Source organism: Serratia sp. Nf2 (assembly GCF_003028435.1).
Classification (GTDB): domain Bacteria; phylum Pseudomonadota; class Gammaproteobacteria; order Enterobacterales; family Enterobacteriaceae; genus Serratia; species Serratia marcescens_L.
In genome coordinates, this window is the sequence record NZ_PYTW01000001.1 from 675,025 (window position 1) to 698,087 (window position 23,063).

General features: G+C 60.3%; 22 protein-coding genes. All 22 read left to right on the plus strand.

From position 1 onward, the window contains the following. Positions 1-166: 166 nt before the first annotated feature. The 22 genes from C9411_RS03220 to C9411_RS03325 all read left to right on the plus strand — a co-directional run bounded on the left by C9411_RS03220 (position 167) and on the right by C9411_RS03325 (position 23,048). Complete coding sequence (locus C9411_RS03220) at positions 167-2,719, plus strand: DUF2169 domain-containing protein (protein ID WP_107226388.1); 2,553 nt, start codon at positions 167-169, stop codon at positions 2,717-2,719. Continuing rightward, entirely contained in the window at positions 2,716-3,783 is a 1,068-nt protein-coding gene (locus tag C9411_RS03225; protein WP_107226389.1) for a pentapeptide repeat-containing protein, read from the plus strand. Before C9411_RS03220 ends, C9411_RS03225 begins: the two co-directional genes overlap by 4 nt. 30 nt (positions 3,784-3,813) lie before the next feature. Further along, a complete protein-coding gene (locus C9411_RS03230) occupies positions 3,814-4,449 on the plus strand; it encodes a DUF3540 domain-containing protein (RefSeq protein WP_063990281.1) in 636 nt (211 codons plus the stop codon). A gap of 16 nt (positions 4,450-4,465) precedes the next feature. Beyond that, positions 4,466-4,858 carry a DUF4150 domain-containing protein gene (locus C9411_RS03235; RefSeq protein WP_004934933.1) on the plus strand — a complete coding sequence of 131 codons (393 nt, stop codon included), beginning with the start codon at positions 4,466-4,468 and terminating at the stop codon, positions 4,856-4,858. A 47-nt stretch (positions 4,859-4,905) separates the two neighbouring features. Next, a complete protein-coding gene (gene tagV, locus C9411_RS03240) occupies positions 4,906-5,406 on the plus strand; it encodes a type VI secretion system accessory protein TagV (RefSeq protein WP_063990282.1) in 501 nt (166 codons plus the stop codon). A 29-nt stretch (positions 5,407-5,435) separates the two neighbouring features. Next, complete coding sequence (tssJ, locus tag C9411_RS03245; RefSeq protein ID WP_049206024.1) at positions 5,436-5,966, plus strand: type VI secretion system lipoprotein TssJ; 531 nt, start codon at positions 5,436-5,438, stop codon at positions 5,964-5,966. A gap of 40 nt (positions 5,967-6,006) precedes the next feature. Further along, a complete protein-coding gene (gene tssK, locus C9411_RS03250; protein WP_048322102.1) occupies positions 6,007-7,353 on the plus strand; it encodes a type VI secretion system baseplate subunit TssK in 1,347 nt (448 codons plus the stop codon). Positions 7,354-7,356: 3 nt separating this feature from the next. After that, entirely contained in the window at positions 7,357-8,577 is a 1,221-nt protein-coding gene (locus C9411_RS03255; protein ID WP_063990283.1) for a DotU family type VI secretion system protein, read from the plus strand. Next, positions 8,577-12,212, plus strand: coding sequence for a type VI secretion system membrane subunit TssM (tssM, locus tag C9411_RS03260; RefSeq protein ID WP_107226390.1), 3,636 nt, complete (start codon positions 8,577-8,579; stop codon positions 12,210-12,212). The genes C9411_RS03255 and tssM overlap by 1 nt, the downstream gene beginning before the upstream one ends. A gap of 18 nt (positions 12,213-12,230) precedes the next feature. Next, positions 12,231-12,950 carry a type VI secretion system-associated protein TagF gene (gene tagF, locus C9411_RS03265; RefSeq protein WP_063990285.1) on the plus strand — a complete coding sequence of 240 codons (720 nt, stop codon included), beginning with the start codon at positions 12,231-12,233 and terminating at the stop codon, positions 12,948-12,950. Between the two features lie 23 nt (positions 12,951-12,973). After that, the gene (gene tssA, locus C9411_RS03270; RefSeq protein WP_107226391.1) at positions 12,974-14,005 is read left to right on the plus strand and encodes a type VI secretion system protein TssA; all 1,032 of its coding nucleotides are present in this window, start codon (positions 12,974-12,976) and stop codon (positions 14,003-14,005) included. Positions 14,006-14,126: 121 nt separating this feature from the next. Next, positions 14,127-14,663 (plus strand): type VI secretion system contractile sheath small subunit, encoded by a 537-nt coding sequence (gene tssB / locus C9411_RS03275; protein ID WP_033635026.1) that lies wholly within the window; start codon positions 14,127-14,129, stop codon positions 14,661-14,663. Positions 14,664-14,666: 3 nt separating this feature from the next. Beyond that, the gene (gene tssC / locus C9411_RS03280; protein WP_016927259.1) at positions 14,667-16,172 is read left to right on the plus strand and encodes a type VI secretion system contractile sheath large subunit; all 1,506 of its coding nucleotides are present in this window, start codon (positions 14,667-14,669) and stop codon (positions 16,170-16,172) included. 67 nt (positions 16,173-16,239) lie between these two features. Further along, positions 16,240-16,623, plus strand: a complete 384-nt coding sequence (locus tag C9411_RS03285; protein ID WP_107226392.1) for a Rap1a/Tai family immunity protein — start codon at positions 16,240-16,242, stop codon at positions 16,621-16,623. Between the two features lie 263 nt (positions 16,624-16,886). Continuing rightward, positions 16,887-17,369 (plus strand): type VI secretion system tube protein Hcp, encoded by a 483-nt coding sequence (locus C9411_RS03290; RefSeq protein WP_004961372.1) that lies wholly within the window; start codon positions 16,887-16,889, stop codon positions 17,367-17,369. 58 nt (positions 17,370-17,427) lie between these two features. Further along, the gene (locus C9411_RS03295; RefSeq protein WP_074181220.1) at positions 17,428-17,913 is read left to right on the plus strand and encodes a type VI secretion system amidase effector protein Tae4; all 486 of its coding nucleotides are present in this window, start codon (positions 17,428-17,430) and stop codon (positions 17,911-17,913) included. Then, entirely contained in the window at positions 17,910-18,269 is a 360-nt protein-coding gene (locus C9411_RS03300) for a T6SS amidase immunity protein Tai4 family protein (RefSeq protein WP_107226393.1), read from the plus strand. Before C9411_RS03295 ends, C9411_RS03300 begins: the two co-directional genes overlap by 4 nt. A 159-nt stretch (positions 18,270-18,428) precedes the next feature. Further along, a complete protein-coding gene (locus tag C9411_RS03305) occupies positions 18,429-18,887 on the plus strand; it encodes a T6SS amidase immunity protein Tai4 family protein (protein WP_107226394.1) in 459 nt (152 codons plus the stop codon). 18 nt (positions 18,888-18,905) lie between these two features. Then, entirely contained in the window at positions 18,906-19,253 is a 348-nt protein-coding gene (locus C9411_RS03310; protein WP_369919367.1) for a T6SS amidase immunity protein Tai4 family protein, read from the plus strand. Positions 19,254-19,496: 243 nt separating this feature from the next. Then, positions 19,497-21,260, plus strand: a complete 1,764-nt coding sequence (gene tagH, locus C9411_RS03315) for a type VI secretion system-associated FHA domain protein TagH (protein WP_107226395.1) — start codon at positions 19,497-19,499, stop codon at positions 21,258-21,260. Further along, positions 21,260-22,033 carry a PP2C family serine/threonine-protein phosphatase gene (locus C9411_RS03320; protein WP_015378289.1) on the plus strand — a complete coding sequence of 258 codons (774 nt, stop codon included), beginning with the start codon at positions 21,260-21,262 and terminating at the stop codon, positions 22,031-22,033. Before tagH ends, C9411_RS03320 begins: the two co-directional genes overlap by 1 nt. Positions 22,034-22,061: 28 nt before the next feature. Continuing rightward, positions 22,062-23,048, plus strand: coding sequence for a type VI secretion system-associated protein (locus tag C9411_RS03325; protein WP_107226396.1), 987 nt, complete (start codon positions 22,062-22,064; stop codon positions 23,046-23,048). Positions 23,049-23,063 lie beyond the last annotated feature (15 nt).

Sequence of the window (23,063 nt, forward strand, 5' to 3'; positions counted from 1 at the left end):
CATTTCGAAGCGGGGCTCTCCCCGCATTAGCGATCGGCGCTTAACGCCGCATCGTTTTCTTCATCTGTTGTGACATAGCCTGATATCTATTAAACCGAAAAACGGATTGTTTTTGAGCAAGCAGCCTGGCTGCCAGCTGATATCCACAGGAAGCTTTACACACACAATGAAAGTCGTAAAACCTCTGCGCCTCAGCGCGCTTCATCGCCCCTTCTCTTGGCAAGGGCAAAACTATCTGGGCGTTTCCGTTTTGGCCTTGGCCGACATGGGGGCCTCCCCGCGCCTGCGTCCCGAACCGGAGCTGTGGCAGTTAGCCGCCGACGAACTCGCGTTGAGCGGCGGCGTGCTCGATCTGGCTATCCCGAAAGCCTGCGCGGAGTTTCTCGCTACCGGCAACGCCTACACCCACCATCAACAAGACAAAACCGCTTGCGCCGTGAAGATCCAGCTGGATTCTCTGGAAAAAACGCTGGTGGTTTTCGGCGATCGCCACTGGATCAACGATCGTCCCTCCACTCCCCTCCCTTTTGCAGAAATGCGTCTGGACTGGCGCCGGGCTTACGGCGGCACCCAGTTCGCCGATAATCCGCACGGCATCGGCGCCACTCCAGAAACATTTCCGCAAGGCCGTATCCATCGCCTACCCAATGTTGAACCGCTGCAGGGGCGCCTCGCGTCTCCTCGGCAAAGCGCGCAACCGGCAAGCTTTGACGCGTTGGATATCACCTGGCCACGCCGCTTCTCCCGCATCGGTAAAAACTACGACGCCGACTGGTTGAAAAACGGCTTTCCCGGCTTCGCCAACGATATCGACTGGCGCCTGTTCAACATGGCGGACAGCGATCAGCAGTTTCCTCAACGCGACAGCTTGCCGCCCCGGGCTGCCTATCGGATTTGGAACATGCACCCTTCAGAACCGGTACAGCAAGGGCATTTGCCGCCGTGGCGCGCGCGCTGCTTCATCAACCGACTGCGCGGCGGCGAAACGCATTTCGAAGAGATTGCGATGCGCCATACCACCGTCTGGTTCTTCCCGCATCGGGAACAAATGCTGTTGATCTATCAGGGTAGCGCGCGCATCAATGAGGACGATGCCGCCGACGTGATGCAGCTGATGCCGGCCCTGGAAACCGATGGCGAGCCCCGCTCCATCGCGCATTATCGGCAGGTGTTGGCCCAGCGGCTGGATAAAGAACGGGGGGCTTTACACGCTTTTCGTGAACAAGAGTTACTGCCGGAAGCGTGCATCGGCGCCTGGCTGGATACGGAAACGCCGACGCAGCAAAGCCCGATGGCGGAAAATATCGCAACCTACGAACACCAGCAACGCGAAGAGCATCGCCTGCGTCTGCTGCGTGAAGGTCAAGACATCGATGAACTGTTCCCGCTGCCGTCGCAAGAAGCGCCGCCGAAGCTGGACGAGCTCGCCGAATTCGTCGAGCGTCTGGAAAACCAGGCCGAGGCGCAGTATCAGGACATGCTCAAGCTGACGCAAGCCGAGGGTATCGATCCGCTCAACCCTGGTGGGGATCACGTGCCGCCATCCGGTGCGGAAAGCTACCAGCAGCAGCGCGATCTGCTGTTCCAGGAGGCGCGCCAGCATCCCGACGCGTTTAGCGACAAACAGCTGGGGGAAAGCGAGCGCGCGCTGCACCAAATGTATTTAATGTCGGCACAGACGCAAAGCCCTGCACTGCGTTTAAGCGGCGATCTGGCGCAAATCATTCGCCAACGCGTCGCCGCCGCCATGCTGCGCGATAAGGATCTCAGCGGTCTTGATCTCACCGGCGCCGATCTGTCCGGCATGGATCTCTGCCAGGCTAACTTGCGCGGCGCTTTGCTGGAAAACGCCAATCTGCGCCAAACCCAACTGGTGGGTTGCGATCTTCGCGAGGCGATGTTGGCGCGCGCCGATCTCAGCGGCGCCGTCTTGCAGCAGGCCGATCTGAGCCACGCCTCTTTGGCCCTGGCGAAATGCGTAGCGACGAATTTCGGCGGCGCGCAGCTGCACGAAACCAACATTCAGCAAACGTTGTTTCAACGCTGCGATTTCACGATGGCGTCATTACGCGATTTGCTGGGATACGAAACCTTGCTCGGGCTGTGTGATTTCAGCCGCGCCACGCTGGCCAACATTACGCTGATGGAGCTGCAGTTGGAGCAACTGACATTCAGCCACGCCCGGCTCGACAAAGTCAGCTTCGTCAAATGCCGGCTGCAGGCGGTGAACTTCGATCGGGCGCGGCTGGAAAGCTGCGCCTGGGTTGATACCGAGACGCAAGGCCTCAGCTTCCGCGCCGCACGCCTCACGGCCTGCGCCTTTGCGGCAAAGACGCTGTTGCCGCAGGCGGATTTCAGCGACGCGACGCTAAACCAGTGCAATTTGCGCCAGATGCCGTTGCAGCGGGCTAATTTCAGCCGTGCGCGCCTCGACAACTGCGACCTGTCTGAAACCCGGCTGAACGAGGCCGATTTCCGTCAGGCCAACGGCAGCGGCAGCCTGTTCATCCGCAGCGATCTGTCTCGCGCCAACCTGCGCGACACCAGTTTCATTGCGGCTATCCTGCAAAAATGCGTGCTGTCAGGCGCCGACCTGCAGGGCGCCAATCTGTTCCGGGCAGACCTGTCGCAATCCCAAGTGGATCAGGCGACCCGGCTCGACGGTGCCTATACCGCCAGGGTGAAAACATTGCCTCGCCACAACGGGAAGGAAGTATGACCTCAAAACCTGAGCAGATACGCCAGCGCGTGAAACGCGGCGAGCTGATTGCCGGTGAGGATTTGCACGGCCTGTCATTCGCCGGTATGGATTTGGCCGGTGGCATGTTCAACGAACTGAACCTGAACGGCGTGAACTTCTCCGATTGCGATCTGCGCGACAGCGTCTTCAGCGATTGCCGGCTCGAGCATGCGCAATTTGCACGGGCGAACCTGAAGCAAACGGCCTTCAATCAATGCGCCATGTCGGGCGGCCACTTCAACGAGAGCCATATCGAACTGACGATGTTCAACGACTGCCGGCTTGAACAGAGCGACTTCAGCCGGCTGTCGCTCAACCAAAGCCACTGGATGTCATGCCAATTGGCCGGCGCGAACTTTTCCGCCACTCAGCACGATCGCACCACCTTCTACGAAAGCCCGCTCAGCGGCGCTGCGTTGAATCAGGCGCGGTTATCCCTTGTCACGTTCTTTCGCTTAAACCTCTGTGAGACAGGGCTTGATGGGGTAGATTTCGACCGTGTCACGTTTTTCGAATGTGACCATCGAGGCAAAAGTTACGCCGGGCAGCGCCTGATCGCCTGCCAGTTTACCGATAACCAATTGGACGACGTCGATTTTAGCCAGGCGACGCTGCGCCAGAGCAATTTCAAGGGCGCTTCGCTGCGGCGCGCCAACCTGGCGGGCGTGCAGGCGCAACAGTCGCTGTGGTTGGAGGCCAACCTGACTCAGGCGCAGTGCCGTGGCGGGCAGTTCGATCAGGCGATCTTCAGCGAAGCGACGTTGGACGCCGCCAACTTCAGCCAGGCGCGCCTGTATCAATGCGTGTTCCAGCGCAGCCGTGCAGCACGCTGTGATTTCAGCGACAGCGACCTGACCTACGCCGATTTCTGTTATGCCGACATCGGTGCCGCCGATTTCCGGCGCGCGCGCTTTATGCGCACCCGCATGCATCGTGCCCACCAGCAGCAAACGCGCTGGGGCGATCGCAACGGGATCCTCGAGCGCGACGAAGAGCTGTACGCCGCCGAAACCTGGAGCGCACAGCGCCAGAGCCGAATCTGAATGCATTGACCACTTCACGAGGGGATCACCATGAGCGTTGCCAACACAACTCGCGCCGTCAACATCGCACCGCCCCAACAGGCCGCCGGCCAGGTCGTCAACCTGTTGCCGGACGGCAGCCTGGTAGTGGAATGTGAAGGCCGCGGCTGGCATTGCCGCCGGGCGGCGAGCTGCCTGCTGACGCCGGCCCTCGGCGATAGCGTGCTGGTCGCCGGCTGCGGCCACCAGCTGTGGGCGATCGCCGTCCTCGAGCGCGCAGAACCGCAAAGCGCGGCGCGGCTCTGCGTCGCAGGCGATCTGCAAATTGAAACGCCAAACGGTTCGCTGTCGCTGCACAGCGCGCAGGCGCTGAAACTGAGCGGCGACGCCATGACGCTGCAGGCCAACAGCGGCGACTGCCACGTCGACAAAATGAAATACAGCGGCGAGGAGCTGTCGGCCTTCGTCAGCATCAGCCGCCTGGTCGGTAAACGCTGCGAGTCGCTGTGGCATTCGGTCAGCCAGATCAGCCATTCGCTGTTCCGCAAAGTGCGCCAAACCGAGCACGTGCGCGCCGGGCAGCTGGATTATCAAGCGGAAGATTACGCCCGCATTCATGCCCGCAACACGCTCATTACCTCAAAAGACATCACCAAACTGGATTCGGAACAAATCCACGTCGGATAACCTGCGGAGGCCTTTTATGTTTGCCAACAGCCAAATGATCGGCGTGGACCTGGCGTTTCCCGACGTCTGTCTGACGCCAAGCCCGGCGCCGGTGCCCGTGCCCTACCCGGATATCGCCCTGGCGCCGACCGCCATCCCGAACGCGTTCAACATTCTGTTCGTCGGCACCCCGGCGCACAACATGGCGACGGTGACGCCGCTGACCAACGGTGACAACCCCGGCGTGGCCACCGGCGTCGCTTCCGGGACGGTAATGGGGCCGTCCCGCCACCTGACCGGCGCCTTTACCGTGCTGCTCAAAGGCACCCCGGCCACCCGGCTGACCAGCCTCAGCCTGCAGAATTCCACCAACGCGCTCGGCATGCGCATCGTGCCGAGCCAATTAAAAGTGTTGCTGCTTGCGCCCTGATGACGGCGCCTTATTACACAGCCATTCAAACAAGAAAAGAGGATATTGTGAAAACACGGATTACCCTGACGCTACTGACCGCCCTGACGCTTGCCGGTTGTTCCACCCCGCCGCCGCCGCCGCCGGCACTCAATAACGACGCCCTCGTCAGCAGTGAAGTCAACGGCGTCACGCTGCAGCACCGCGCCGCGGTAAGCGCGCCGAAACAGTTCAAGCCGATCGGTGAGGAGTACCGCAGTCTGTATGCCGCCAGCATCATGAGCAGCCCGAATTATACCGGCACCGCCGTCGGCAGCCTGGACAACGCCGCCGCGTTCTACGCGCTGGGCGAAGTGGAAAACAACTGGCTGGCGATCTCCGCCATCCGCGGGGGCGACCTGATGGGTTATATCCAGGCCAACGCCGGCGTGCCGGAAGCGCGCTACAAATCGACGCTGCGCAAAGATCTGCCGCGCCGCGCGCGCGCCGCCAAACAGGACTGCGTCAAAGTCGGCGGCGACAGCAAGGCGTGTAAAAACGCCGGCTCAGCCACCTGGATCCTCCAGTAGTCAGCACGCCTGCGGGCGACGAGATTCCCATGATGACGACCCCTATCGCTTCCCGCTGGTGCGGGATGTTGTTTCTGCTGCTGGGCGCGCTGGCGCTCGGCGGTTGCATGTCTTCCGCCAAAAGCGTGCCGTCGCGTTATAGCCTGGTGTTCGATGCCGATCGCCAGGTCAACGCCGCCGCCGGCGCACAACCGGCGCCGATAAAAATTCGCGTGCTGCTGCTGCGTTCGGATGCGGAATTCATGGATGCCGACTTCTTCAGTCTGCAAAACGACGCCAAAAGCGTGCTCGGCAACAGCCTGCTGGACAGCGATCAGTTCTTCCTGACGCCGGGCCAGACCGGCAAGAAGCTCGGTGGGCAAAGCGCGTTGGACGCGCGTTACATCGGCGTGATCGCCGAGTATCAAAATCTGGACGGCAAGACCTGGCGCATTTCACTGCCGCTGCCGGAACCTACCGAAACCAATTTCTACAAGGTATGGCAATTCTCGCCGGATGAGCTGGAAGCGCATATCGTCGCGGGCGTGAGTGGCCTGCGCCCCGTAAAAAAGGTCGATTGACCTACCGCTGCGCTGAAGCGAAGTAACTATAGGTGTGATGATGAAAGATGCTCATAAGGTTGTCTGGACTGAGGGGATGTTTTTGCGCCCTCACCATTTCCAGCAGGCGGAAAACTATCTCGAAGGCTATATGCGCAACTGGGGCCAGGCCCACAGCGGCTGTTTCTGGGGGTTCCTCACCCTGGATCTTGACCAAACGCTGCTGCGCCAGGGCAAGATTGCGCTCAACGCCGCCAGCGGCATCATGCCGGACGGCACGCCGTTTCGCTTCTCCGGCGCCCAGCAGGCGCCCGCGCCGCTGACCATCGCCGAAAACAAGACCGGTGAAAACGTGGTGCTGGCCCTGCCGACCTACCGCGCGGGGCGTGAAGACGTGATCTTTCAGGAAAGCCCGGAGGCGCTGGCGCGCTATCTGGCTTACGAGAACGAAGTCGACGATCTCAACGCCGTCTCGGTGGGCAGCGCGGCGCTGCAGTTCGGCCGCCTGCGCCTGCGGCTGATGCTGGAGAGCGAACTCAACGCCGAATGGACGGCGCTCGGCGTGACCCGCGTGCTGGAAAAACGCGGCGACAACAGCCTGCGTCTCGATACCGCGCAGATCCCGCCGATGCTGAACTGCCAGGGCAACCCGGTACTGAAAACCTTCATCAACGATCTGCAGGGCCTGCTGCAACAGCGCAGCCAGCAGATGAGCCAGCGTCTGCTGCAGCCGGGCCGCGGCGGCAGTTCCGAAATGGTCGATTTCATGCTGCTGCAGCTGATCAACCGCCATCTCGGCCAGGTGAGCCACGCCTACCATCTCGACCATCTGCACCCGGAGCGCCTGTTCGCCGATTGGCTGCAGTTCGCGACAGAGCTCGCCAGCTTCTCGGCGCAGCGCACCCCGGAAGGCCGCCTGCCGGTGTATGACCACGACAACCTGGCGCTGTGCTTCGGCAAGCTGATGCTGTTGCTGCGTCAGGGGCTGTCGGTGGTGCTGGAAGACAACGCCATTCAGCTGACGCTGGTCGAACGTTCCCACGGGCTGAACGTCGCCACCGTGCAGGACGCCAAAATGATGCGCGATTTCGGCTTCGTGCTGGCGGTGCGCGCCGACGTGGCCGCCGAGGTGTTGCTGACCCATTTCCCGGCGCAGATGAAGATCGCCCCAGTCACGCGCATCCGCGATTTGGTGCAGCTGCAGCTGCCGGGCATCGGTTTGCGCACCATGCCCGCCGCGCCGCGCCAGATCCCTTATCACGCCGGCTACACCTACTTCGAGCTGGAAAAAGGCGGCGACCTGTGGAAACAGATGGAAAAATCCAGCGCCTTCGCCCTGCACCTGGCCGGCGAATTCCCGGGCCTGGACATGGAATTTTGGGCGATTCGCAGCCATACGGACCGGTAACCTATGATTCAGGAAAATAGCACGGCGCCCGCGGCCAACCCGCTGGTAGATGCCGCCAACCCGCTGCTGAACGCCATTTCGCAGATCCGCCAGTCGGCCACGCACGCCAACCCGGCGCAGCTGCGCCAACAGCTGATCGACGAAATGCGCCGCTTCGAGATCCGCGGCCAACGCGCCAACCTGCCGTACGAAGTGATCATCGGCGCGCGTTATTGCCTGTGCACCGCGCTGGATGAAGCGGCGGCGCTGACCCCGTGGGGCAGCAACAGCGTGTGGTCCGGCAGCGGGCTGCTGGTGACCTTCCATAACGAAACCTGGGGCGGCGAGAAGTTTTTCCAACTGCTGGCCAAGCTGTCGCAAAGCCCGCGCGAGCACATCAACCTGCTGGAGCTTATCAATTATTGCCTGCTGCTGGGCTTTGAAGGCCGCTACCGGGTGATGGAAAACGGCCGCTCGCAGCTGGAAACCATGAAGCAGCGCCTGCTGCAGCTGATCCGGTCGGTGCGCGGCGGCTATGCCCCGCCGCTGTCGCCTCATGCGCTGGATCTGCCAGTACAGCAGAAACTGTGGCGTCCGCTGGTGCCGCTGTGGGCCTGCGTGGCGCTGACCGGCTTCCTGGCTTCGCTGCTGTTCATCGCCCTCAACTGGCGGCTGGGCGACAACACCAGCCCGGTGCTGGCGGCGATTTACCAAACCAATCTGCCGCAGGTGGCGATCGGTAACCCGGCGCCGGCCGCGCCGCCGACGCTGAGCCTGAAAAGCTTCCTGCGCAAAGAGATCGCCGAAGGGCTGGTGGTGGTGCGCGACGAGGCGCAGCAAAGCGTGGTGATCCTCAAAGGCGACGGGCTGTTCGACTCCGCCGCCACCACGGTGCGCGCCAACTATATTCCGGTCATCGACCGCATCGCCGCCGCCATGAACGGCGTCAGCGGCAAGATCCTCGTCACCGGCTACAGCGATAACGTGCCGATCCGCAGCGCCCGTTTCGCCTCCAACTGGGAGCTGTCGCTGGCGCGCGCCGAAGCGGTCAGCGCCCGTTTGCAAAAGCACCTCGCCAACCCGCAGCGGGTCAAGGCCGAGGGCCGCGGCGAAAGCAACCCCGTCGCGCCGAACGATAACAAAGTGAACCGCGCGTTGAACCGCCGGGTAGAAATTACGCTGTTGGTCGCCCCGGAAAATACCCAGGCGGAAATCAACGGCTTGCCGCAAGGAACCGGAAAGTAATGCTCAGTACGTTATTCTCCATCATCACCAGCCGCCTGCTGTGGGGCTTTGTCGGCATCACCGCGCTGGCGTTCATCATCTGGATGATCGGCCCGCTGGTGGCCATCGGCGACTATCGCCCGCTGGAGCCGGAACTCAACCGCCAGATCGCCATCGGCGTTATCTACCTGATCTGGTTCCTGTGCCGCCTGATCCCGCGCCTCTACAGCGCCTGGTTCAACAGCCGCCTGTTGAGCAACCTGCGCGCCGCCGAAGCGGTACCGGCGGAAGACGGCAAGCCCGAAGTTAAACAAGACGAACAGCTGGCTCAGCGCTTCGACGAAGCGGCGCAGCTGCTGAAAAAGGCGCGCTTCGCACCGGGCCAGGAGGGCGGCAAACACCGCTGGATGACCCGCTTCAGCCGCCAATACCTGTACCAGCTGCCGTGGTATGTGATCATCGGCGCGCCCGGCGCCGGCAAGACCACCGCGCTGGTCAATTCCGGCCTGCACTTCCCGCTGGCGGATCGCTTCGGCAAAGCCGCGCTGCGCGGTGTGGGCGGCACCCGCAACTGCGACTGGTGGTTTACCAACGACGCTGTGCTGCTCGACACCGCCGGCCGCTACACCACGCAGGAAAGCCAGCGCGAAGAAGACGCCGGCGAATGGCAAAGCTTCGTCGCGCTGCTGAAAAAATACCGCACCCGTCAGCCGATCAACGGCGTGATGGTGACTATCAGCGTGGCCGATCTGCTGAGTGACAGCGCCGAAGCGCGCGCCGCCCAGGCCAGTGCGCTGCGCAAACGCCTGATCGAACTGCACGAGCAGCTGGGCATTCACTTCCCGGTCTATGTGCTGGTGACCAAAACCGACCTGCTCAACGGTTTTATGGCCTACTTCGGCAGCTTCGACAAAGCGCAGCGCGACCAGATCTGGGGGTTCACCTTCCCTTACGAGCGCTCGCGGCAGCCGGACTTCAATCTAAACGCCGCTTTCGAACAGCAATACGCCCTGCTGCAACAGCGGCTGGACGCGGCGCTGCCGGATACGCTGCTGATGGAGCACGACGCGCGCCAGCGCGCCGAAAGTTATCTGTTCCCGCAGGAGTTCGCGGCCCTGCGCCCGCTGCTCAGCCAATACCTGGAACAGGTGTTCGCCACCTCCAGTTTTGAAACCCGCTTTACCCCGCGCGGCATCTATTTCACCAGCGGCACACAGGAAGGTCTGCCGTTCGACCGGGTGATGGGCGAGCTGAACCGCTACCTGCAGCTGCCGACGGCAAACTCAGGAGCGCAGGCCAACGCGGCCTGGGACAGCGTGGGCCAGGAAGCGCCGATCCCGGCGGCCAAGGGCCAAAGCTTCTTCCTGAAAGAGACGCTGGAATCGGTGGTCTTCCAGGAATCCGGGCTGGCGGGCAGCAACCGCTGGTGGGAATACCGCAACCGCGCCCTGCACTGGGCGGGTTACATCGCGCTGGCGGCGATCCTGGCGGTGCTGGCGATGCTCTGGTTCACCAGCTACGGCAACAACAAGGCCTATCTGGCGGAAGTGGCCGCCAAGGTGCCCGGCGTCGAGCGCCAGGGGCAAAACCTGACGCAGTTGGGCAACGGCGACATGTTCTCGCTGCTGCCGTTCCTCAATAGCCTGCTGCACCTGCCGGACAGCCAGAACTTTTCGCTGGACGATCCGCCGTTCACCTACCGCATGGGGCTGTTCCGCGGCGATCAGGTGAGCGACGCCGGCAATGCGCTGTACCAAAAAGCGCTGAAAGAGCTGCTGCTGCCGCAGGTGGCGCAACAGATCGCCACCACGCTGCGCAACGACAACCACGGCGACGCGGACTTCAGCTACGAAGCGCTGAAGGCCTATCAGATGCTGTATCTGCCGAAGCAGTACGACGGCAAGTTCCTGCGCGCCTGGGTGATGCTCAACCTGCAGCGCAACCTGCCGCAGGGCAGCACGCAGAAACAGCTGCAGCAGATCGAATGGCACCTGAGCCAGCTGTTGGATACGCAGATCCAGGCCTCGCCTTACGCCAAAGACGAACAGCTGGTGGCACAGGCGCAGGCCGCCATCAATCGGGCGCCGCTGTCGCAGCGCGTCTATGGCCGCCTCAAGCGCCTGCTGTTGAAACAGACCGACATCAAGCCGGTCAGCCTGGTCGATTTGGCCGGCCCGCAGACCGAGCTGGCGTTCAGTCGCAAAAGCGGCAAACCGGTCACCGACGGCGTGCCGGGCCTGTTCACCCCGCAGGGGTACTGGAAAGCGTTCAACGACAACATCGTCCCGGTGACCGACACCCTGCGCAAGGAAGACGTCTGGGTGTTGAACAGCCAGACGCCGGAGCAGAAAAGCGCCGATCTGACCAAGACCATCCGCCAGCTGTACATGCAGGATTTCATCGGCGCCTGGGATGAGCTGCTGGGGGATATCCAGCTGGCCAACATCGGCAACCTGACCCAGCGAATCAGCAGCGCGCGGCTGCTCTCCGGCAACCCGTCGCCGATGCGCAACCTGCTGGTCAACGTCAGCAAAAACGTCACCCTGCGCGACGAGAAAAGCGACGCCGACTCCCGCTCGCTGCTGGCCAAAACCGAAGACAGGCTGAATCAAAACGCCAACCGCACGCTGGAAGCGCTGTTCACCAACCGGCCGGCCAACGCCGACGGCGACGTGTCGGTCCAGCCGGAACAGCTGGTGATGGCGCACTTCGCGCCGCTGCTGGAGCTGGCGCAAAGCCAGGGCGAAGGCAATAAGGCGATCCCTTTCGACAGCGTGCTGAAGCAGGTCGATGAGCTGTACAGCTATCTGACTGCGGTGCAGGGCGCGGCCAACAGCGGCATGTCGGCGCCACCGAGCGACATCATCCCGCGCCTGCAGGCCGAGTCCGGCCGCTTGCCGGTGCCGTTCAAACAGATGCTACTGTCGCTGGCGATCGGCGCCAGCAGCGACACCCAGCGCAAAGAGATGGAGAACGTGAAAAAGCGCATCAGCTTCGAGGTCGGCAGCTTCTGCCGCCAGGCGATCGCCGGCCGTTATCCGCTGGTGGCCCGGGCGCGCCAGGACGTGACGCCGGACGATCTGGCGCGCATGTTCGCGCCGAACAGCGGGCTGATGGACAGCTTCTTCCGCGACAATCTGCAGGGCAAGGTCGATACCACCCGCGCCAACTGGCGCTTTACCCCCGGCGTGGACGGTAAGACGCTGCCCGGTGGCGAAGGCATCCTGCGTTCATTCCAGCAGGCGCAGCGCATCCGCGACGCCTTTTTCGCCAACGGTACCGCGACGCCCTCCTACCGCGTGACCGTACGGCCGGTGCGGATGGATAACGATATCCTCAACCTGACGCTGGATATCGACGGCCAGCTGTTCAAATACAGCCACGGCCCACAGGTGCCGCTGGTGGTCAGTTGGCCAGGCACCCGCAATACCAACCAGGTGCATTTGCAGCTGGCGCTGGCCAACGGCACCACCGCCAGCCTGGTGACCAGCGGGCCGTGGGCGCTGAACCGCCTGGTGGATATGGCGCAATCTTCGGGCACCGGCGGCCTCGGCCGCCAGGCGACCTTCAATCTCGACGGCCACCGTGTCACGCTGGAGTTCACGCCCAACAGCATCCGTAATCCGTTCCAACTGCCGGCCTTCTCGTGCCCGTAGCCCCGAAAGGACATGACCATGAGCACTGATTCAAGCGCCCCGACGAGCCTCGGCTGGTACGGCAAACTTCCTTCCGCCGGCGACTTCCTGCAGCGCCGCCTGCCCGATCCGGTGGTCAACAACTGGGCCCACTGGTTCCATAACGGGCTGGTGAATTTGCAGCGCGATGCGCAGGGGCCGAACGGCCATCCGTTCAGCAATGCACCGGTGTGGAACTTCGTGATCCCCGCCACGCTCGGCAGCCCGTACGTGCAGATGGGTTGCCTGTTGCCGGCGCGCGATCGCGTCGGGCGACGCTACCCGATCTGCGCGCTGCGCCTGTTCAGCCAACAGGATTGGCGACCGCAACAGCTGAACATGGCGGCGAGCTGGTACCAACAGCTCGGTCATACCCTGCTGAACGGCGTGCGCAACGGTTTCTCCGCCGAGCAGATCGACCGCACGTTGCAGGCTATTCCGGCGCTGCCCAGCCCGCCGGCGGAAGCGGATTCAGAGATATTGTCGATTATCGGTTTTCAGCATCCGGACGTGCCGGGCCTCGGCTGGCAACAGGCCGCCGACTGTTTCGACCCGGCGCAGTACACCAGTTTCTGGTGGACCAATCAGGCCGACGGACACCCGCTCTACACCCACGTGCACAGCGGCAACCTCACCGTGCAGCTATTTTCACTGCTGTTCGAGCCCAACGGCTGGGCGCGCCCCGGTCGCGGCGGCCAGTACCCGCAAATGTTTGATTAACATCGCTCGTTGAAGGAAATTTTATGGCTATCGACACCGATACCCTGCTGGCCCCGGTCGACACGGACAATCCCTGCGGCGACAACCTGGAATACGACGCCGACTTTCTGGCGATGGAACAAGCCGCCACCGGCAAGGCCGAACAGCAATTCGGCAGCACCATCATTCCGGAAGAAGCACCGGACTGGGTGCAGGTCGAGCGCATCACGACCTCGCTGTTGGCACGAACCAAGGACCTGCGCGTCATGCTGTATCTCACCCGCGCCTGGACCCAACTGCGCGGGTTGCCGGGCTACGCCGACGGGCTGACGCTGATCCACCAGTCGATACTCCGCTACTGGGACACCCTGCAACCGCCTCTGGAGTTCGATGGGGAAGCCGACCCGCTGTTTCGCATCAATGCGCTGGCCGACCTTGGCGACAAGGCCGCGCTGGCCGCCAGCGTCCGCGCTGCGCCGCTGCTGAAAAGCGCCGCCGGAGAAATCTCGCTGCGCGATGCCGGCGCCCTGCTCGACGGCAGCAAGCAGGAGTGCCCCAACTTTCCCGGCGGCCGTGCGCGGCTGCAGGATGAACTGGCGCAGCAGGATCGCCCCGAAGGCGCCCTGGTGACGCGCATCGCCAACACCCTGAGCGCCATTCGCGGCGAAGTGACCCGCCATCTGGGAGAAAGCGCACTGCCGGAAATGAGCGCGCTCACCAAGGTCTTTTCTCTGGTGGCGCTCGCCGGCCAAAGCGATGCCCCGGCCGCCGCCGAACCGGACGCCTTGCCGGACACCGCCGCCGTGCCCCCCCCCGCCGCCGTGCAAAGCGCCACCGCCCCGCTCAACTGGCGCAGCGCGCAGATCCAGTCGCGCGACGATGCCCAGCTGATGCTGGACAAGGTGAAAAACTATTTTCGTCTTCATGAGCCGAGCCACCCGGCGCCGCTGATGATCGATCGGGTCCAGCGGTTGATTACGCTGGACTTTATGCAAATCGTCCGCGATTTGGCGCCCGATGGGCTTAACCAACTGGAGACCATTCTCGGTCGCCCCGACAACGAGGAGAACAGCTAGCCGCCGACCTTTGTTCTCTTGACGCATCCGATACCGTCTGCTCCCGCGCAGACCCGAATCAGAACCTGACTCTCCCAGCCGGACGAGGCGCGTTCCCAATCGCCATTAGATGGAGTAAATCATGTCAAACTCGAAATCCCGCAGCGGGCAGAAATTCATCGCCCGCAACCGCGCGCCGCGCGTACAGATTGAATACGATGTCGAAATTTATGGCGCAGAGCGCAAAATCCAGCTGCCGTTCGTGATGGGCGTGATGGCGGATCTGGTGGGGAAAGCGGTCGATCCGCAAGCCAGCGTGGAAGAGCGCAAGTTCATGGAAATCGACGTCGACAACTTCGACGAGCGCATGAAATCGCTGAAGCCGCGCGTCGCTTACCAGGTCGACAACACGCTGACCGGCGAAGGCAAGCTGAACATCGATCTGACCTTCGAAAGCATGGAAGACTTCTCCCCTGCCGCCATCGCCCGCAAGGTCGACGCGCTGGACAATCTGCTGGACGCCCGCACCCAGCTTTCCAACCTGCTGTCCTACATGGACGGCAAGAACGGCGCCGAAGAGCTGATCTCCAAGATCCTGCAAAATCCGGCGCTGCTGCAATCCCTGACCGACGCGCCGAAGCCGGCGGTTAACGACGAAAACAACGAGCGTGAGGATTAATCGATGAGCAACTCGCCTCAGCAACAAAATGCGTTGCAGACCACCGAGACTTTTTCCAGCGATGAATTCAGCGCGCTGCTGAATAAAGAGTTCCGGCCGAAGACCGATCAGGCCAAAGAAGCGGTCGAGAACGCGGTGAAAACCCTGGCGCAGCAGGCGCTGGAAAACACCGTCACCGTCTCTTCCGACGCCTACCGCACCATTCAGGCGCTGATTGCGGAAATCGACGAAAAGCTGTCGCAGCAGATCAACCAGATCATTCACCACGACGACTTCCAGAAGCTGGAAGGCGCCTGGCACGGCCTGCATTATCTGGTCAACAACTCCGAAACCGACGAGATGCTGAAGATCCGCTTCATGAGCATTTCCAAGCAGGAGCTGGGCCGCACGCTGAAGCGTTATAAGGGCGTGGGCTGGGACCAGAGCCCGATCTTCAAGAAAGTCTATGAAGAAGAGTATGGCCAGTTCGGCGGCGAGCCGTTCGGCTGCCTGGTGGGCGACTACTACTTCGATCACAGCCCGCAGGACGTGGAGCTGCTGGGCGAAATGGCCAAGATCGGCGCTGCCTCGCACTGCCCGTTCATCGCCGGCACCGCGCCAAGCGTGATGCAGATGGAGTCCTGGCAGGAGCTGTCCAACCCGCGCGATCTGACCAAGATTTTCCAGAACACCGAGTACGCCGCCTGGCGCAGCCTGCGTGAGTCGGAAGACGCGCGCTACCTGGGCCTGGTAATGCCGCGTTTCCTGGCGCGCCTGCCATACGGCATCCGCACCAACCCGGTGGACGAGTTTGACTTCGAAGAAGACACCGACGGCGCGACCCACGGCAATTACACCTGGACCAACGCCGCCTACGCCATGGCCGCCAACATCAACCGTTCGTTCAAAGAGTTCGGCTGGTGCACCGCCATTCGCGGGGTGGAATCCGGCGGCGCGGTGGAAAACCTGCCGTGCCACACCTTCCCGAGCGACGACGGCGGCGTAGACATGAAGTGCCCGACCGAGATCGCCATCAGCGATCGCCGCGAAGCCGAGCTGGCTAAAAACGGCTTTATGCCGCTGGTGCACCGCAAAAACTCCGACTTCGCCGCCTTTATCGGCGCGCAGTCGCTGCAGAAACCGGCGGAATACTACGATGCCGACGCCTCCGCCAACGCCCAGCTTTCCGCGCGCCTGCCGTACCTGTTCGCCTGCTGCCGCTTCGCGCATTACCTGAAGTGCATCGTGCGCGACAAAATTGGCTCCTTCCGCGAGCGCGACGACATGGAACGCTGGCTGAACGACTGGATCATGAACTACGTGGACGGCGATCCGGCCAACTCCTCGCAGGAAACCAAGTCGCGCAAACCGCTGGCCGCGGCGGAAGTGCAGGTGGAAGAGATCGAAGACAACCCGGGCTATTACAGCGCCAAGTTCTTCCTGCGCCCGCACTACCAGTTGGAAGGCCTGACCGTCTCCCTGCGCCTGGTGTCGAAGCTGCCTTCGCTGAAGCAAAACGACGCGTCTTGATGGACTGAAGTCAGGCCGCGGTAGTGCGGCCTGGCTGATACATCAACCTCATCACAGGGAAAGAAAGATGAAGACAAAACGGTTTTATCTGGCATCGCTGTTGGCTGTCGTCTGCTCGCTCTCCGCCGTGCCGCCAGCTTTCGCAGAGCAGACATCGATAGCGCATTTGACGTCCGATGATGTCAATCTGCCAGGCAGTGACTTTTTCCGTTTCTATCGCAGTGCAGATAAACAGGAAAAAGAGAAAGCGCGGATTTATTTGCTGGGCGTGCTGGACGCGACGGAAGGAAAAAGCTGGTGCCAATACAGCCAGCTACAAACCGTCACTCTGCAGGAGTTTGTGTTCGAATTCTTTAATAAACTTCCCGCTGCGCGCCTGCACGAAAGGGCTGCCCCCCTGATTGAAGAGGCTCTGGTGACTCGCTTCCCCTGCAAAGGAGGCAAAGCATGAAACCTTTATATCATCAGCTTATCGTAGGCAATCCAGATCGCACGTGGAATCAAGATAACGCGAAATAATGAAGCATTGAGCCATTAGCACTTAATAGTGGCTCGGTAACCCGTACCGATAGTTTTCGGTATTTAAGAAGGTGCATGGCACAAGGATATAAATTGGTAATGCATTACCACACTTGCAATTCCTGCTGCTATTACCTGAGTTTTTCAACGTAACGTTAATACTACTGTTAACCCTTAATAAAGAGTGAAGAAACTATGGCTATTGATATGTTCCTGAAAGTTGAAGGTGCCAGCGGCGAATCTAAAGATTCGAATCACAAAGGCTGGACCGACATTACTTCTTTCTCCTGGGGCGCTTCTCAACCGGGCAATATGGGCGTTGGCGGCGGCGGTGGCGCCGGTAAAGTGTGCTTCAACGATCTGCACGTTAACGCGCTGGTCGACAAGTCAACCCCGGCGCTGCTGAAGCACTGCTCCAGCGGTAAGCACCTGACCAAGGTTGAGTTGTCTGTCTGCAAGGCGGGCGGTACTCAGGTTGAGTACGTTAAAATCACCCTGGACGACGTGCTGGTCACCGCCGTGCAGTACACCGGCGCAGGCGGCGAAGACACCGTGGGCGTCACCTACTCCTTCCAGGCGGCGAAAGTGAAACAGCAATACTGGGAGCAGAGCGACAAAGGCGGCAAAGGCGCCGAAAGCAGCGCAGGTTGGAACATTAAGGAAAACCGCGAAGCTTAATTTGCCTGCCCCCGGCTACGGCCGGGGGTTCATAACATGGATACAATGGAGAGTCAGGATGAAAAAACCTCTATTTGGGCCCGCATGGATTCGTTTCTCTGAAGTCAATATCAATGTAAAAAAAGTGGGTGCATTGATTGGTGGAAAAGTAGAAAGCAATATTGAAAGCGGTATTTTTGAAAATGCTTGTCCTATACGAATGAGTTATGTACTCAACTATACAGGCATACCAATTCCCTCTAACTCCGGTTATGCGACTGTGTCTGGTAAAGATAAAAAATGGTATCTTTATCGTGTTAACGATATGATTCTCTTTTTAGAAAAGAACTTCGGCAAGCCTGATATCACGGTGAAATCCCCTACCCCAGCTAAATTTTCAGGTAAAAAAGGGATAATGGTTATACAAGGAAATGGCTGGCGAAATGCCAGAGGACATGTCACATTATGGAACGGTGACATTTGCTCTGACTCTTGTCATTTCATGGGGGATCCTGAGAATGGATCTTTTGTTCCTGAAGTCGCATCACTTTGGATATTAAAATGAAGACTACCCACATCGCCCTTGCTCTTCTTCTCGTTTCTCCTATATTGCTGGCGGAAGATATAAAAATAGAAAACTTACCTCAAAGCGAAATTTATGAAAATTGGCTGGTTAGCCGCTGTATTGGGAAGTCTACTGACTCAGAAAAAACCAAGCAAGATGCCTTCCGTTCCGCTTCCGCTTATTTAGAATTCAGTAAACTCCCCATGGATGCATTCGAACAAGGCGAAAAACTGGCTGAACAGTACGCAAATAAAAATAGTCAAGGCTCAGTTAAAGGAAGTTATCATACTTTAGATTGCCTTTCGCTGCAGAGTTCCAGTGAGGCTAAAGCCATCTTCGAACGTTACTCTAACTAATAATTAATGTTGTAGGTTGCAATTTTATAAAACCATCAACTTAAGCAAATTAGAGTTTTATTAATTATTTTCACTGGGTATTAGCCATCAAGCATTGAGATACTCATGCGCTGGTTATCTACCACTCTGCACAAACCATACGGATTTTGGAGTGTTGAGATGAAAAAAATCCTTATCTCTTTTCTTTGTATATATGCTACTTGTGCTATAGCACAGAAAAATCAAGAAGAACCTATTGAAAAGTGGCCACCGCAAGCGGCGTACAGAAACTATTTGCAAAACTACAAGGATATTGCTCTAACCTACTGCATTTCCGTCGCTTATAAGACATCACCAGAAGCCAGCAAAGATGCAGTTGCCTCATCGAATGGAATCGATGCGTGGTCATACTATGCAATTCGTGATGAAGAATCCCCTATCATTGCGCTGACAAAGCAGTACTTGCAAAAGAATTACAATGCTAAGGATGGGAAAAGCCGCTTAGACTTAATGAAGTGCATGGATATGTACCATAGTAAAGATCTTGACAAACTTGCGAAAGACTATGTACAGCGCCCTAATGATAATTGGGTGAAAGACAATCCGGATAGAGTAAATGAAAATCCTCCTCGGAAATAATCAGTGAAAAGAATCTTACTGACTGTGGCCATCGCCGCAACGTTGAACGCTAATGCAGCGACAAAAATTGACTACTCCCCTGCCGAGTACCTCAAAAACTACGCGCTTAGCGTTTGTATCGCCGAGGGATACTCAGCAAAAGAAGTCAAAAACGATGCCGCCGCCGCTGCTCGGGGTTACACGGAATTCGGCGAATATTCTCTGGAAGCGCATACCGCTGTCAGGGCGCTGGCAAAAGAATTTCTGGCAAAGCACTATGACAGCATGTCTGGGGAGCCGATGACGATGGCAAAGTGCATCGATCTTGTACATAGCCAAGCATTGCAAGCCATCATCAAGAAGTACCAAGGGAAAGACGACAACTGATATCAGAATTAGTTATGAGAGAGCCGTTACCCTTGAGATGTTCAACGGAATTTTATTTCACCTTCTTATTCCATAATTCTTTCAATTAATAATAAAAGCATTTAGTAAAATTAAGACTACAACAAGCCTTAGTGAACGAGTTAAGAAACAACTTAACGGCTTGCCAAAATACCCGCAAATTTTGGCAAGCCATAGATCGAATCATTAATTATTGCACTACCTCCTAATCAGCAGGAATGCCTTATGCGATTTTCCATTGTAAAAAATAAAAGCGGCCAGGTTCCGCCGCAGAGCAGTTGCGATTTTCTGCCGCCGGGCGGCACCATCGGCCGCAGCGTGGACAACAACCTGGTACTGCCGGACGAAGAGCGCGCCATTTCTCGCCTGCAGGCGATCGTGCATATTTCCGCTGACGGCGAATGCCGCATCACCAACCGCGGCAACGTTACCCGCGTGCTGCTGAACGACATTCCGCTGGAACGTGGCCGCCAGGTTGAACTGCAGGACGGCGACGTGCTCGGCATCGACGATTACCAGATTGAAGTCAGCGCGCTGCAACAGCACGCCGCGCCACAGGCTCAACCGGTGGCCAAGGCTGCCGCCGTTACCGCTGCGGCGGCCCCTGCAGCCGCCGTTACCGCTGCGGCGGCCCCTGCAGCCGCCGCCAAAGAAAAATCCGCCGCGCCCATCCCCAACGAAATCTGGGACAGCCTGGTGGAAGAATTTACCCCGAATGCGCCGGCCGCCGTCACGCCGCCGGTCGCCAATCCTGGCAACCACCCGCTGCTGGACACCCCCGCTCGCGAGCTGAACCCGGCCGATCCGCTGGCGCAGCTGGCGGGCGATGTCGATCTGCGCCAGCTGCAGCAGCAGCAAACCGATCCGGCGGCGCTGTTCAACACCGACACCACCTTTGAGCGCGAACACATCCTCGCCGATACCACTCCCAGCGCGCTGCTGGCGGAACAGGCTGCGCCAGCGCAGCCGGCAACCCCGGCTCAGAATGCGCAGCAACCGGAGCAAGAGCTGGATCCGCTGGCGCTGTTCGGCGGTTCATCCGCTCCCGCGTCGCCCGAAGCGTTAAACAGCAACGATCCGCTGGGGCTGCTGATGGGCGGCGCCGTGCCGCTGGCTCAGCCGGAGGAGCCGGTACAGCCGCCCGCGCCGCCGTCTCCGCCACCGATGGCCGCACAACCGCAAGCGCCCCGCCCAGAGCCGACGCCGCCACCCGTGCAGGCGCCTGAGCCACAGCCCCAACCCGTGCCGCCGTTCAGCCAGCAGGAACCGCCTGCGCAGCCGCCTCGCCCGCGCCAGGGCAACCGCCTGGGCATCGATCCGGTCGCCTACCAGTCCGCTCAGCGGCAGCACGCCGCCGCGCCGAATGGCGACACCTTAGAGGGGCCGCTGCTGGCGGCGCTGCTGCAAGGCATTGGTCTCGACGATCTGCAGCCGCAGCCGCATTTCGACGAACAACAGATCCGCCAGGCCGGTCGCCTGCTGAGCCTGTTCTCGCAGGGCACCGTCGCCCTGCTCTCATCCCGCTCTATCCTCAAGCGCGGCGTGAAGGCCGAGATGACCATGATCCTCGACGAGGCCAACAACCCGTTCAAGCTGCTGCCTTCGGGTAAAACGGTGCTGATGCAGATGTTCGGCAGCCAGATGCCGGGCTTTATGCCGCCGGAGCAGGCGGTGCGCGACGCGCTGATCGACCTGCAGGCGCACCAGCTGGGGATGATCGCCGGCATCCGCGCCATCATCGCCGCCATGCTGCAGTCGTTCAACCCGGAGCGCCTCGAAGAGGAAGCGCGCAAGGAAGGCGTGGCGCCGCGTCTGTCGCTGCCCGCCAACCGCAAGGCTGCGCTGTGGGACTACTTCGTGAAGAACTATCAGCAAACCTCCGGCGAGATCGAGGACGATTTCCACACCCTGTTCGGCGAAGCCTTCCTGCACGCCTATGACGTTGAAGTGAATCAATACAAAGACTCACAGACCAAACCGGACGCGTAATGAATATCACCATAGCCTCTACCTCCAACCAGGGCGGCCGCGCCTCCAACCAGGATCAGACCGGCGAGGTGCTCGGCAACCGCGCCGCCTGCTTCGTGGTGTGCGACGGCATCGCCGGCTTTCCGGGCGGCGATATCGCCGCCAAACTGGCGCGCGACACCATTTTGCAAAACTTCGACGGCGAAAAGCACCTGAACGCCCAGAGCATTCGTCAGCACATCACGCGCGCCAACGCCGCCATCCACCAGCAGCAGCGACAGTCGGACGAATACAGCAAGATGGGCACCACGCTGGTCAGCCTGTTTATCGATCGCGATTACCAGCTGGCCTACTGGGCGCACGCCGGCGACAGCCGCCTGTACCTGTTCCGCCGCGGCTACCTGCATGCCGTCACCACCGACCACAGCCTGATCCAGCAGATGCAGGACGCCGGTTATCAGACCAACGGCATCAACAGCAACCTGCTGTATTTCGCGCTGGGGCTGAACGAAGAGCGCGACGCCACCTACAGCGACGTGCTGCAGCTGGAAGACGGCGACGTTTTCCTGCTGTGCACCGACGGCTTCTGGCACAGCTTCAGCCAGGCCGAGCTGGAACAGTCGCTGCACATGGTCAACTCCCCCAGCGAGTGGATCGCCCTGATGCAGCAGGCATGGAAGAAAAACAATAACAGCGATAACTACAGCGCTATCGCCGTCTGGATTGGCTCACCGCAGGAAACCACCCTGCTGCATTCGCTGGCGGATGCGGAGCGGTTTCTGAGCCGCGACTGAGCAGCGCACATTCACAGCAAGGTTCACTATGAAATATTGGATGCCGGGGCTCGTCGCCCTGATGGCGGTACCGACCGCGCAGGCGATGAACTATCGCCTGGTTTACTCCCCCAGCCAGAAGCTGGAAGTGTTTATCGATGACGTCAAAAACAGCAATCCGGCAAGCTGGTGCGGCAAGAGCATCCCGCTGCGCATCGTCTCGGCGCAAAGCCAAGATCCGGCGGTGCTGAACGACTTTCTGCCGCGCGTCGGCAATCTGCTGGAAAAGCAGTGCCCCAAAGCCGGCCACCTGCCCTGGACGCTGACCGACAAGCGCGGTGAAAAGCTGGCCAGCGGCGAAGCCGCCAAAGCGCGCGGCTGGAAACCGGTGGTCAAACAGGAATCCGCCGAGCAACCGGAAACCCCGCCGCCGCCGGCGATCCCTGCGGCGGTAGCCGTGACCTCTCCGCAGGCGGACACCGCGCCGCCTCAGCGTTTCAACCTGCCGCAGGGCTGCCACTTCCGCACCTTCTGGGGTGACGACGCCAACGGCGGCGCGCTGTTCATTCCCGCCGGCGACGCGCTGCGCTGCGGCGAGGACGGCTGGCTGCAGGGCAGCGGCGCGGTCACGCTGCAACAGGGCGGCCAAACCCTCTCGCCGACATTGTGGTTCCTGCAGGGCTATCCTCTGGCGCAGATCAACGGCGGCGATCGCGCGCTGACCGTCGTCAGCGCCAACGCCCAACGGCTGGTTCTGGGCGGTAACCCGCAGGCGCCGGGCAGCTTCCTGCTGCTGAGATTCGAACCGAAGCTGCACGCCTGGGCGTTCAACGGCGAAGCGATCGTTGAAATGCCGCGCATCGACGCCGCTGACGGGAACAAGGTCAAACAGCGCCTGCAGCAGGCGCAAACCGCCTGGCAACCGCTGCTGAGCGCCCCCGCTCCGCTGACCTTCAAGCTGGTGGAAAAGCTGGCCGCAGACCGGGTCGATCCCGCCAGCGGCAGCTACCTGTCGGTTAACGGCGCCACTCACTGATTATAAGGAAAGCCT